10 protein-coding genes are annotated in these 12,834 nt (G+C 69.2%); 4 read left to right on the forward strand and 6 right to left on the reverse strand.

The annotated features are described in order from the left end of the window. Positions 1-10: 10 nt before the first annotated feature. From GA0070604_RS11195 to GA0070604_RS11220, 6 genes are all read right to left on the reverse strand, one after another. Positions 11-940: a dihydrodipicolinate synthase family protein gene (locus GA0070604_RS11195; protein ID WP_167363432.1), complete on the reverse strand. Its 930-nt coding sequence runs from the start codon at positions 938-940 to the stop codon at positions 11-13. After that, positions 925-1,758, reverse strand: a complete 834-nt coding sequence (locus tag GA0070604_RS11200; protein WP_091117892.1) for an SDR family oxidoreductase — start codon at positions 1,756-1,758, stop codon at positions 925-927. The genes GA0070604_RS11195 and GA0070604_RS11200 overlap by 16 nt, the downstream gene beginning before the upstream one ends. 27 nt (positions 1,759-1,785) lie before the next feature. Next, positions 1,786-2,658, reverse strand: coding sequence for a carbohydrate ABC transporter permease (locus tag GA0070604_RS11205; RefSeq protein WP_208602017.1), 873 nt, complete (start codon positions 2,656-2,658; stop codon positions 1,786-1,788). Continuing rightward, a complete protein-coding gene (locus tag GA0070604_RS11210) occupies positions 2,655-3,623 on the reverse strand; it encodes a carbohydrate ABC transporter permease (RefSeq protein ID WP_091117893.1) in 969 nt (322 codons plus the stop codon). The genes GA0070604_RS11205 and GA0070604_RS11210 overlap by 4 nt, the downstream gene beginning before the upstream one ends. Before the next feature lie 57 nt (positions 3,624-3,680). Further along, the gene (locus tag GA0070604_RS11215) at positions 3,681-4,985 is read right to left on the reverse strand and encodes an ABC transporter substrate-binding protein (RefSeq protein ID WP_091117894.1); all 1,305 of its coding nucleotides are present in this window, start codon (positions 4,983-4,985) and stop codon (positions 3,681-3,683) included. A 523-nt stretch (positions 4,986-5,508) separates the two neighbouring features. Beyond that, complete coding sequence (locus GA0070604_RS11220; protein WP_091127030.1) at positions 5,509-6,279, reverse strand: TetR/AcrR family transcriptional regulator; 771 nt, start codon at positions 6,277-6,279, stop codon at positions 5,509-5,511. A 269-nt stretch (positions 6,280-6,548) separates the two neighbouring features. Between GA0070604_RS11220 and GA0070604_RS11225 the strand changes: the two genes are divergently transcribed. From GA0070604_RS11225 to GA0070604_RS11240, 4 genes are all read left to right on the forward strand, one after another. Continuing rightward, positions 6,549-7,025, forward strand: a complete 477-nt coding sequence (locus GA0070604_RS11225) for a VOC family protein (protein ID WP_244161839.1) — start codon at positions 6,549-6,551, stop codon at positions 7,023-7,025. Positions 7,026-7,273: 248 nt separating this feature from the next. Further along, positions 7,274-10,090 carry a DEAD/DEAH box helicase gene (locus GA0070604_RS11230; RefSeq protein ID WP_244161840.1) on the forward strand — a complete coding sequence of 939 codons (2,817 nt, stop codon included), beginning with the start codon at positions 7,274-7,276 and terminating at the stop codon, positions 10,088-10,090. Continuing rightward, positions 10,087-11,379 carry an SWIM zinc finger family protein gene (locus tag GA0070604_RS11235; protein ID WP_244161841.1) on the forward strand — a complete coding sequence of 431 codons (1,293 nt, stop codon included), beginning with the start codon at positions 10,087-10,089 and terminating at the stop codon, positions 11,377-11,379. Before GA0070604_RS11230 ends, GA0070604_RS11235 begins: the two co-directional genes overlap by 4 nt. Before the next feature lie 223 nt (positions 11,380-11,602). Next, positions 11,603-12,826 carry a Shedu anti-phage system protein SduA domain-containing protein gene (locus GA0070604_RS11240; protein ID WP_091117897.1) on the forward strand — a complete coding sequence of 408 codons (1,224 nt, stop codon included), beginning with the start codon at positions 11,603-11,605 and terminating at the stop codon, positions 12,824-12,826. Positions 12,827-12,834 lie beyond the last annotated feature (8 nt).

The following is a 12,834-nucleotide window of genomic DNA, read 5'->3' on the forward strand; positions in this document are numbered from 1 at the left end:
TGTCGAGCGATCACATCGACGCGTCCTCCGTCGAGGTGCTGCACACGTTCTCCCGCAGTCGGTCCCACACCACGTCCAGCCGGCGTCGGGCGTCGTCGTCCAGTCCCGGGAGCGGCCGTCGGCAGGTGCCCAGCGGCGTCGACTGCTTGCCCGCGAGATACTTCGCTGCCGCGAACACCCCCTCCTGGACGAGCGCCTGGACGGTGTCGTTGATCCGGGTCTGCACCGTGCGCGCCCCGTCGACGTCACCGCGAGCGTGGCGTGCCCGCAGCGACCGGAACAGCTCGATCTGCAGTCCGATCGTCGTCCCGATCGCCCCCCTCGCGCCGATGGAGAGAGCCGGCAGGTACAGCTCGTCGAAGCCGTTGATGAGCGTCAGGTGCGGATACCGCTGAATCAGCCGCTCCGCGCCGTAGAGGTTCTGCGACGTGTGCTTGATCCCGACCACCTGGGACAGTTCGAGAAGGCCTTCGAACCCGCCGTCCGAGATGTCGCGGCCGGTGAACTGCGGGATGTTGTAGAGGATGAACGGGATGTCAACGGCATCGATGACGGCACGGAAGTGGGCGACGACCTCCGCGGCCGAATACTTGTAGTACAGCGGCGGAATCATCGAGATCGCCGCTGCGCCGGCCTCGCGTGCGGCCTCCGCGAGCGAGATCGCCTCCCGCGTCGACAGCGCACCCACATGCGCGTACACCGGGACCCGTTCGCCCGCCGCCTCCACGGCGGACCGAGTGAGCGCGATCCGCTCGTCGGTGCTGAGCAGGAGGCCTTCGCCGGACGAACCGGCGACGTACACGCCCTCGACTCCTCGCGCGATATCGCGGTCCACCATCAGCGCGAACGCGTCGAGATCGAGACTCTCGTCGGCCCGGATCGGCGTCGGGGCGGCGACGACCAGCCGGTCGCCGAGGATGCCGGTCACCACGCGGTCCACCCACCGTCCACGACGAGGTTCGCCCCGGTCATGTATCGCGACGCGGCGGAGGCGAGGAAGATGAGGGCGCCGTTGTACTCGTCGGCCTCCGCCATTCTGCCGATCGGCATGCGCGCCGTGTAGTTCGCCTGGAACTTCGCGTCCTGCGTGTCACGGCGTACACCGGATGGGGTGAGGGTGTTCACCCGGATGTTTGCCTTGCCCCAGTAGGTGGCGCAGTAGCGCGTCAGGTTGTAGAGACCGGACTTCGCGGCGGAGTAGGCCACCGGTTTGATGAAGGGGATGCCGGTGTCCTCCGCCTTGTACGCGTAGATGTCCTGCACCGGGGAGACCATCCCGTAGATCGAGCCGATGTTGATGATCGATCCCTCAAGCCCCGCCTCGCGCATGCGTCGGCCGGCTGCCTGCGTCACCAGGAAGGTGCCGACGAGGTTGGTGTCGACGACCTCACGGAACACCTCGGCGGGAAACTGCTCGAACGGCCCGGACACCTCCGGCGGGGCGCTGGGCTGGGTGTCGAGACCGGCGTTGTTCACCAGGATCGTCGGGACACCCCACGTCCGCACGATCCGATCGAAGCCCGCCTCCACGCTGGCCTGATCGGTGATGTCCATCGTGACCGCCAGCAGCCGGTCGGCGTCGACGGTGACGCCGAGCTTCGCCGCCGGGTCAGCCACCTCGCTGCGCGAGGTCACCGCCACACGAGCGCCGCGTGCGTGCAGCGCCTTGACGAACTCGGCGCCGATCTGGCCGAAACCACCGGTCACGACGGCGATGTGGTTGTGCACCGAGAACAGCGGATCGAACGCTTCCGACATGGTCGATACTCCTTCTGTTGCGGCTTGTCAGCCCTTGACGGATCCTGCTGTCAGGCCGGACACGATGCCGCGCTGGGCCCACAGGAAGAAGATGATCGCCGGGAGCGCGAACAGCAGCGCGCACAGCATGACGACATTCATCGGCGTGTAGAACTGCCCGAGGAACGAGGCAAGTCCCACCGGGGCCGGCCACAGGTCCGAGTCCGAGATGAATGTGTTGGCGAACATGAACTCGTTCCAGCCGTCGAAGAACGCGATGACGGCGGCGGCGGCGATACTCGGGCGGACCAGCGGCAGCACGATCGTGAACAGCATGCGCAGGCGCGAACACCCGTCGATCCGTGCTGATTCCTCGATCTCGTAGGGGATTTTGTCGATGCCGCTCTTGATGATGAACATGCTCACCGGCATCACGAAGGCGGTGTCCGCGAGTATGAGCCCCCAATGGCTGTTCAGCAGGCCCGCGCCCGCGAAGATCGAGTACAGCGGCACGATGATGAGCGCCTCTGGCAGCATCTGGGTGCTGAAGAAGATGAACCCGGCAACGCCTCGTCCGTGGAAGCGGTAGCGGCTGAGCGCGTATGCCGCCATCGTGGCCAGCACGAGACTGAGGATCGTCGTCCCCGCGGCAATCACGAAGGAGTTGCCGAGCCAGCGCAGGATCGGGACCTCCGCGAGGAAGCTGCCCCACTGGCCGATGTTCGCGAACTCCGGAATCAGAGGCTGACCGTCGCGGTAGAGGGACTGCTCGGTCCCCAGCGACGTGCCGAGCATCCAGTAGACCGGAAAGCCGGTGAAGACGACCAACAGCGTGATGAGGATCGCCTTGCCGAGACTGCCCATGCGGGCGAGGACGCCACGCCGGCGCGGCAGCTTGGTCGAGGTGAGAGAGGTGGTCATCGCTGGCTCTCCTGACGCTCCTGGATCTGCTCCACGACGAAGTAGACGGCCGTCACGAGCAGCGAGAGGACGAGACCGAGCGCGCCGATCGCGGCCGCGCGGCCGAGATTCTGGTCCTGGAAGGCGGTGCGGTAGACGTTGACGACGAGGGTGTTGGTCTTGTCGAGCGGCCCGCCGCCGGTGATCAGGAAGATGATCTCGAATCGGCGGATCGACCAGATCGTCATCAGCAGCGTGATGACGCGAATCGTCGGCATGATGTGGGGGAGGGTGACGGCACGGAACGACTGGAGTGGCGAGGCGCCGTCGACCCAGGTGGCCTCGCGCAGCTCGTGCGGCACGCTCTGCAGTGCGCTCAACATGACGAGCATGACCAGCGGCGTCAGCTTCCACACCGTGGCGAGGGTTACCGAGAGAAGTCCGTATCGCGGGTCGACCAGCCAGCCGTGCTGGCCAAATCCGAGCGCCGTCGTGCTGCGGTTGAGGATGCCCTGCTCGTTGTTGTAGATCCAGACGAAGATCAGGGCGGCCGCGACGGTGGGCACGGCCCACGGGACGGTGGCGATGGCGCGGACGATGCCGCGCCCGCGGAACGCCTTGTTCAGCAACAGCGCCGCCGCGGTGCCGATGCCGACGGCGAAGACGACCGTGAAGAGCGTGTACAGCAGGGTTGTGCCGACCGAGGCCCAGAACTTGTCGCTGGCGAGCAGGTAGTCGTAGTTGTCCAGCCCGACGGACCGGCCGCCGGAGGGATTTACCAGCTTGGTCGCGGTGAATGACAGCAGAACTCCGCGGACCAGCGGAAAGACGGTGAAGATCGCCAGGTACGCGATCGCCGGGAAGAGGAAGAGATAAGCGCCGTTACGCTCGATGAAGGGCGAGAGCTTCCCTCTGCCGCGCCGCCGATTCACGGACCGCGCGCCGCGCTGCGGTGTCTGCGCCCTCTCGGCCGTGTTCGTGACCATCGTGGTCCTTTCCGTTGGGCGGGGGTGGGCGGCGCAACCGCCCACCCCCCGCGCAAATCAGCCGAGCTCTGCCTTGAGCGCCTTCTGCACGTCGGCGAGCTTCGCCGCGACGTCACCGCCGTTGACACGCAGGCCCTCGACAGCCGTCAGGAATTCACGCCAGATGACCTTGCTCTCGGTCTCGAATCCCTCGACGAGGGTCGAGCGCGAGGTCTTCGCGGCCTCCAGGAACTGGGTGGCCCACGGGTTCGCCTTGAGGAACTCGGGGTCGGGCTCGACATCAGTGGCCATCGCCGAGGCGCCCAGACCGGCACGGATGGCGGTCTGTCCCTTCTCGCCGAGCACCCAGCGAACGAAGTCCTTCGCAGCCGCCTTGTTCTTGCTCGCCGCGTTGACGGCGATGATCAGCTGCGAGTTGGAGCCCGCGTTGGCCATGGGGAGTGGCGCGGCACCCAGGTTCTGACCGTTGATCACGTTCTTGGGATTGCTCGTGAGGGTGGTCGCGACGCCCGAGTTCTCGAACAACATGCCGACCTGGCCCTGGCCGAACTTGGCGCGGAAGGTCGACGCGTCGTCGCCGATCGGCGCGACGCCGGACTTGAAGGTCTCCAGGAAGGACTCGACCGCCTTGACGTTCGCGGGGGCGTCGATCGTGAGCGCCTTGCCGTCGCTCAGTCCGCCGCCGAAGCCGTAGATCCAGTTCGCCATCTCGAGCGTCCAGCCGTCGATCTCGGCGGTCTGGTGGCGCCCGGCCCAGCCGGCGATGCCGCGCTTCTCCTTGATGGTCTTCGCGGTCGCGAGGAACTCGTCGAACGTCGTGGGGACCTTCAGGCCGAGCTCGGCAAAGAGGTCCTTGTTGTAGATGACCGTGTTGTAGGTCGGTCGCTCCCAGTTGAACCCGAACTGCTTCTTCTGGAAGAAGCCCGCCTTGTTGGTGCCGTTCAGCGAGTCGCCCAACTCCTTCGCGATGTCATCGAGCGGCTCGAGCACCCCGGCGTCGGCGAGCGACGCGAACTGGCTGTCCTGCAGCACCATCACGTCCGGGCCGCCACCTGCGCCCAACTCGGTGCTGAGCTTGTCGGCGTAGTTCGCGAACGGGATCTCGATCTTCGTCAGCGAGACATTCCCGTCAGGACCGGTGTAGTCCTTCACCGCGTCCCAGAGGATCGGCCCCTTGCCATCCTCGAGGAACTGCCAGTTGGAGAAGGTCAGTTTGCCGCCGCTGTTGCCGGACGAGTTGTCACCGTCCCCAGCGCTGCACGCGCTCAGCGCAAGCACGGCGGCGGCCGCGATGCTCATGGCCTGCACGCCGCGTCGTGTCCCGCCCGCTCGTGGTGATGTCAGGCCCTTGAACAACTTCATTGGGTACTCCTTTGTTGCGCGTCATCGGGGTGTTGACGCTGCGGGGGTGATATATTTATCTACGGAGTGACGCATGAAATCGATTTCACGGGCAGGGTACTCGGCCCCCGTGATCTTGTCAATAGCAAACGATGTTGCGTGCACATGAATCCAAGAAGCTCCATCCGCGCCTCAGCCGAGCCACGCACGGCCGGATGCCGGCCGGCTCGCCGCGCTCTCCGCAGATCCGTCACCCTGCGTAGCGGTGGGCGCCCATTCGGTGCCGGCCGACCCGGCGGGCAACCGGTCGAGCAGCTCGGCGCGCGCGCCGGCCGGAGCGCGCCCGAGCACCGTTCCCGCGGACGGGGCGGCAGGTCAACGAACAGTCCTTCGACCTCCGCGCGCAACGCCAGCGGGACGTCGACCCCGTCGTGCGAGTCGAGCGGTCATCGCCCCCACTCCGCGGCCCAGGCTCACGCGGCCCGCGACCGGCCGCCGGCGCCGGGCCGTAGCGGATCTGACATCTGAGAAAGGCGCGTCGGCCTCAGCCGGCGTCGTCGATGAGGGTGGCGAGGCCGTCGAGGGTGCGTGCGAGGCCGAACGTCCAGGCGCGCTCGGCGTGCCACGCGCTGCCCTGCGCTTCGCCGGCGGCGGAGCCGATGCGGACGGCGCGGGGGTAGGTGTGGGGATCGAAGGCGCGGGCGAGGACGGGTAGGTTGGCGGCCCACCAGTCGGCGTCGCTCATCGCGGTGTCGGTCGTGGCCCGGGCGGCGTCGTGGGCCGATCGGCAATGGGACTGCACGAACCCGAGCAGGTAGGTCAGGGCGGCGTCGATGTCGACGTCGGAGAGCCCGGTGTCGTCGAATGCGGCGAGCTCGTGCTCGTACTTGGCCATCACGCCCGGCCCGAGCGGGGGGCGGCTCAGGGCGGCGACCTCGGTGAGCCAGGGGTGGGCGGTGAGCAGGTCCCGGTTGGCCTCGGCCACCGCGGTGAGTCGTTCGCGCCACGGCTGCCCGGCCCACGGAGTGCGGGTCATCCGTGCGTAGCGGGCGTCCACCATCAGGTCGAGCAACTCGGGCTTGCCGGGCACGTAGGTGTAGACCGACATCGTCGAGACCCCGACCCGCTCGGCCACCGCGCGAATGGTGACCGCGGTCAGGCCCTGCTCGTCGGCAAGCGCGAGCGCGGCGTCGACGACCTGCGTAATGGTCAGGGACCGGGCCGGCCCCTTGCGCCGCGCCGTGTCGGACGGCTCCCCCCACAGCAGGGCGAGTGTGCGGCTGGGTTCACCTGATCCGGTGCGGTTCTGAGGCACGGGAAGATTCTGCCACACCTTTGTTATACGGCGTACAGTATACGGTGTATAATGTCATCGGATCGCTCGCCACGACAGGAGGCCTGCTTGCGCAACCGTTCATCGGCCATGCCTCGTCCCGCTACCGCCGAGGTGCCCATGCCGCGTCCGGCGCCGACCACCGGACCCGTGTCCACCGGCGCGAAGGGGCGCCCCTCGGGCGTCCCCCAGTCGCAGGTCACGCGCCGGAGCGTCCACCGCCGGCGTCAACTCGGACGAGGAGGCCATCGATGACCCGCACCACGACCACCCGCGCCGCCGCCCCGACCGCCACAGGGGTCATCGAGTCGACAGGAGCTGACCGCATGCGCATCACCGAGTCCGCCATCTCGCTCAACGTTCCCGACGTCCAGGCCTCCGCCTCCTGGGTGCAGCAGCATCTCGGGTTCACCGAAGTGATGGCTGCCGACGGGTTCCGCTCCCTGACCCACCCCGAGGCGGGGTTCAATCTCATCTACCTGCGCGCCGGGCTGCCGACGTTCAAGCCGGCGTCGGCTGCCGGCCGCGCCGACGGGCTGCTGGTCGTGTTCACCGTCGATGACATCGACGCCGACTACGCGCGGCTGCGGCGGGAGGGGGCCGAGATCGTCACCCCGATCGAGACCGAGCCGTGGGGGGAGCGCTACTTCCAGATGGCCGACCCCAACGGGGTGATCTACCAGCTCGTGCAGTGGGTCTCACCGCCCGACCCACAGCACGCTGGCTGATCCTCCGGCGCGGTGGCGGTGCCGTCGTGCTGGCGGCACCGCCACCCCTGAGAAACGTTCCATGGGCGCCGCTGACCACCGGGCGCCCACAGGAGTGCCCGACCGATGGCGGCGGGGCCGTACGCGGTCAGCACCGGCCCGGACGGCGCGGTAGCTCGCCCAGGGTCGGTCACCCGTTCCGGACGGGCATAGCCGTACCGGCCGCCGGGCGGCGCGGTGTCCTCGGTCCCCGGTCAGATGATTCGATCGTGCATTCTTCGACAAACGGGAGGTACGGGGTGCGACTCGGGCGGTTCGCGGTCGTCTTCCAGCCGGGCGACCCACCCCGCACCGGCACGGTCAGCTTCTACGACCCCGCCGGCGGCGCGCTGCCGGACGAGTGCGACGAGGTGGGCGAGTGCCGCGAGCTGGAACTCGCCCTGCCCCTCGACGGCCCGGTGGCCGCGTGGCAGGTGCCGGTCTGTGCCGTACCGGTCGGCGACGCCGTCCGCCACCTCGTCGCGCTGCGCGACGAGGACGCCACGCCCGCCGCCGCGTTCTGGTCGGCCGTGGCGGTCACCGGCCTGCACCTGGTCGCCCGCGGTCGGCTGCTGCCCGGCATCTCCCCGAACGGATACGACAGCTGGCGGGTAGGCCCGTTCGACGTCTCCGATGTGGAGCGCATCCGCGCGCTTGCCGCGGCGATGCCCCCTGAGGCCCGTGCCGTACCGATCGATCCCTTCGCCGAACAGCTCGTGCTGCCCGAGGCGCAGGGGCTCGTGCGGGCGTTCCTGGACGCGGTGGCCGACACCCTGCCCCGGACTCCGGCGGCTCCCTGGCTGACCGGTGACGCCCGGTTCACCGGTCTGGATCCCGAGCCCGTGACCGACCTGCGCGAATGGGCTCAGGAGGTCTCCGCTGGGGTGGACACAGGGCTGCGGGTGGCGCTGCGGCTGGAGGGGCGGGGCAACTTCGAGAACACAGGTCTCACCGCGGTGGTCCGCATGCGCAGCCTCGCCGACCCGACGCTGGTCAGCGACGCGGCGGCGCTGTGGAAAGGTGATGAACACGGTCTCGGTGAGCGGGCCACCTTCGAGGCGATGCTCGCGGTGCGCCGGGCAGCGGCAACGTGGCAACCCCTGGACCGGCTTCTCGACGAGGCTGCCCCGGTCGAGCTGGAGCTGCTCGACGAGGACCTGGTTGACCTGCTCGGTGGGGCCGAGGCGCGGCTCGCGGCGGCCGGCGTCGACGTCCAGTGGCCGCCGCAGCTGTCCCGCGAACTCGACGCCCGGGTCCTGATCGGATCGCCGCCCGAGCAGCCGCCGGACGTGGCCCGCTTCTTCCGCTCCGCCGCTCCGGTGACGCAGAGCTGGCAGCTCACCCTGGCCGGCGAGCCGCTGACCGATTCGGAGATGGATGTGGTCGCCAAGTCACGGCCCATCGTCCGCCTACGCGAGCAGTGGGTGGCGGTCGCGCCGGAACTGGCCGGCAAGGCCCGGGAACGGCAGCTACCGCCGCTGAAGGCGTACGACGCACTGGCCGCGACGCTGATCGGCAGCACGGAGGTCGAGGACGAGCGGGTCGAGGTGGTGGCCGACGGCTGGCTGAGCGCCCTGCGCGATCGGATCGCCGAGCCGGAGGACGGCCTGGAAAGGCTGACGGCCCCCAGCGGACTGGACGGCGCTCTCCGCGACTATCAGCTGCGCGGACTGCGCTGGCTGGAACGGATGACCTCGCTCGGCTTCGGGGGCTGCCTCGCCGACGACATGGGGCTGGGCAAGACCGTCACGGTCATCTCACTGCACCTGCGCCGCCAGGCCGACCCGGTTCACGCCGGACCAACCCTGGTCATCTGTCCCGCATCGGTGCTCGGCAACTGGGAACGGGAAATCCGCCGGTTCGCCCCCGGCGTACCGGTCCGCCGATTCCACGGATCTGCCCGCTCCCTCGACGGCCTTGCCGGCGGGTTCGTGCTGACCAGCTACGGCACCATGCGGCTGGACGCCCCGGCGCTGAGCGGGCGGCCATGGGGAATGCTCGTCGCGGACGAGGCACAGTACGTGAAGAACCGGCTCAGCGGCACCGCGAAGGTGCTGCGTGAGATTCCCGCCCGGGCTCGTGTCGCGCTCACCGGCACACCGGTGGAGAACAACCTCACCGAGCTGTGGGCCATCCTCGACTGGACCACCCCCGGCCTGCTGGACACGGTCGGCGCGTTCCGAACCCGCTGGGCCCGACCGATCGAGGTGGACCGTGACACGACCAGCGTCGAGCGGCTGTCCCGCCTGGTCCGACCCTTCCTCGTGCGGCGGCGAAAGTCCGACCCCGACATCGCCCCGGAGCTGCCGCCCAAAACCGTGACCGACCACCTGGTCTCGCTCACCGGCGAGCAGACGATGCTGTACCGCCGGGTCGTCGACGAGGTGATGGCCGAGATCCGCTCCAGCACGACCAGCATCGCCCGCCGTGGCCTGGTACTGAAGCTGCTCGTCGGCCTCAAGCAGGTGTGCAACCACCCGGCGCACTATCTCAAGGAGCCGCACGGCAAGCTCTCCGGACGCTCCGAGAAGCTACAGCTCCTCGACGACCTGCTGGAGACCATCCTCGCCGAGGACGGCGCCGCCCTGGTGTTCACCCAGTACGTGCAGATGGCGCGGCTGCTGGAACGGCACCTGGCCGAGCGGGGCGTGCCGGCGCAGTTGCTGCACGGCGGCACGCCGGTGCCCCGACGCGAGGAGATGGTGCAGCGGTTCCAGACCGGTGCGGTTCCCGTGTTCCTGCTCTCGCTGAGGGCGGCCGGCACCGGTCTCAACCTGACCCGCGCCGACCACGTCATCCACTACGACCGTTGGTGGAATCCGGCGGTGGAGGAACAGGCCACCGACCGCGCGTACCGGATCGGGCAGACCAAGCCGGTGCAGGTGCACCGGCTGATCGCCCAGGGCACCCTGGAGGAGCGGATCGCCGCCCTGCTGGAGTCCAAGCGGGAACTGGCCGACGCGGTACTGACCGGCGGTGAGACCGCCCTGACCGAACTGTCGGACGCCGAGCTGCTGCGGCTCGTGCAGTTGCCCAACGAGGAATGAGGGACGTGGACTTCGACTTCGACGACGAGCTGGACGGTGACGCCGGACCGGCCGAGGACGACGGGCGGGCCCGCAGCTTCCCGGCGTTCGGCCCGGGCAAGCGGATCGGCAGGAAGTTCGCCGACACCTGGTGGGGCAACTCCTGGATTGAGTCGATGGAGCGTACGGCGCTCGACCCGGAGCAGCTCAAGAAGGGCCGGCGGTACGCCTTCGCCGGGCAGGTCGGGTCGATCACGGTGAGTCCGGGCCGGATCTCCGCGCCGGTCCACGACGGCGACCAGTACACCCCGCACGACACGGTGGTACGCATCGGGACCCTCTCCGACACCGAATGGGACCGCCTGCTGGACAGGGTGGCCGCCAAGGCGGGGCACATCGCCGCGCTGCTGGACCGGGACATGCCGCACGACCTGGTGAACACCGCCGACGACGCCGGAGTGCGGCTACTGCCCGACTACGGTGACCTGGAGCCGGAGTGCGACTGCCCGTCCTGGGACCACCCCTGCCGGCACGCCGCCGCCCTGTCGTACCAGGCGTCCTGGCTGCTGGACCGGGACCCGTTCGTGCTGCTGCTGATGCGTGGACGGGCGGAGCCGGAGCTGATCGAGGAACTGCGCTCGCGCAACGTCGGCCGAGCGATCGCAGCCGAGGAGGCGGAGGTCACCGGCACCCGGGCCGAGGAGGCGTACACCACCGCCCAGGCGGCGTTGCCCGGGCCGCCGGCGCCGGTGCAGGGCGAGGCGATGCCGCTCGCGCCCCTGCTTGCCGCGCACGATGCGCCGGGCATCGACGCCGAGGCGTTGGGGATCCTCGCCGCGGACGCTGCGTCCCGCGCCAGGCGCCTGCTGGCCGCGGCCCCCGCCGAGGTGCTCGCCCCCGAGTACCACGCCTGGCAGGACGCCGTGCGGCTCGCGTCGCGGATGCCGCGCTCGCGGGCCGCGAAACGGCTCGGGGAAGCCAGCGGCCGGGCCGGCGAGTTGCCCCGGGCGATCAAGGCGTGGGAGTACGCCGGCGGCGCCGGCGTGGACGCCGTCGACGCGGTCTTCGTCCCGCCGAAGGAACTGGCCTCCCGGGTCACCGAAGCGCTGCACGAGACGTGGGAAGGCGGCGGCGCCGCGCCGGAGCTGAAGAACTGGCGCAACCGCTGGACCGTCGGCCGGCAGGGACAGATCCGCTACGGCCGCGACGGCCGTTGGTACCCGTTCCGCCGCCGCCACGGGCAGTGGTGGCCCGCGGGGCCGCCCAGCCCCGGCCCGGCCGACGCGCTGCACGACGTCCTGAAGGACTGAACCGTCGCGGACGTCCGCAGCCGCAAGCCGTATCGGTTCATTCATTCATTCCTTCCTATCGCTGCTGTGGTCCGTTGACATGCTGCTTACGCTCGAGCGGGACGACCTACGGTGCGTTGGCCTCACCGACGAGTCGCGGCCGGGGTTCCTGAGAACATGGCCATCGGCTCCAGGGACGCCAGCGTTGGCGTGCGGCGATGCATCCTGGATGGGGGGCCGAGTCGTGGTGGAAAATGACTGGCGCACCGTCGTCGCCTGGTTGCGACAATTGTGCGCCGGCCCCACACCGGAACAACGAACTGTCGCCAAGGCGCTGGCGGTGCAGCTCGGTGCGCGCACGCCCGTGCCCGTCGCCGCCGCCCTGCTGCGGGCACAGCTCCGGCTGCCCCTGAGTCTGCCGGCTCCGCGGCCGATAGGCGATGCCGAACTCGACTACTTGCAGAATTTGGCGGGTGAGGTCGGCCTGCGCATCCCGGGAATCGACGCCATAAACGACCGGGACACGCTCGATGCGTGGATCATGGTGGCACGCGCCCGGCAGTCGATTGCCCATCTGAGGCGCCTGAAGCCTGAAGTCGGTGACGTGGTCGTGACCGTCGACCGGCAGACGACCGCCCACCGGCACCGGCAACTCGCCTCGCTCAGCAGGACGGGCAGACTGAACTTCCGCGGTGGCCGTGGCGGGCGGACATGGCCCCAGTTCGTGACCCGTGTCGTGAAGCCCGCAAGCAGTGAGTATCCCGAGGTCATGCGCCTCGTTGCCGAAGAGCTCGCGGCGAGCGACAAACACCCCGAACTGGTCTCCGACAGCGACCTGCGGCGCCTTGCCCCGTGGAAGGTCGAACGGACGGCGGGAATGGCGGCTCGCGTAACGCTCCGGGACGCCATCATGACCGCTGCCGAAGAACGTCCTCTGCAGGTGGTGCTGGAACGCCACCCCGAGATGCTCGCCCAGGTTGTCAGCGGCAACCACGGAACGTGGGTGCGGCCGCAGGTCCAGTTCGGCAACCACTACATGGCCGATTTCCTGATAGCCGCGAGGACGTCAATGGGCCTGCGGTGGACGCTCGTGGAGCTGGAGAGCCCCACCAAACGGCTCACGAATGCCAGCAACGGCAAGGCGTCACCCACCCTGCGGCACGCGGTCGACCAGATCGAGGACTGGCGTGCCTGGCTGACAGCCAACCTTGCCGTTGCCCGAAGCCCTCGAGAGGAGGGTGGCCTGGGGCTGCCCGGCATCACGGCCGACGCCCGCGGATTGATCATCATCGGTCGCGAGAGCGTGGAGGACAGTGGGAGGGGGCCTCGGGAACTGCTCTTCACCCGGAACAGGATCGAAGTCCGGACCTACGACTGGCTGCTCAAGGCAGTGAGCGAGAGCCATCCACTCGGCTGGGGCCTGCTCGAGCAGGAGGTCGGGTGGGATGACGAGGACGAACCGTTCTAGGCCTGCGC

The organism is Micromonospora eburnea, assembly GCF_900090225.1.
GTDB classification, from domain to species: Bacteria; Actinomycetota; Actinomycetes; order Mycobacteriales; family Micromonosporaceae; genus Micromonospora; species Micromonospora eburnea.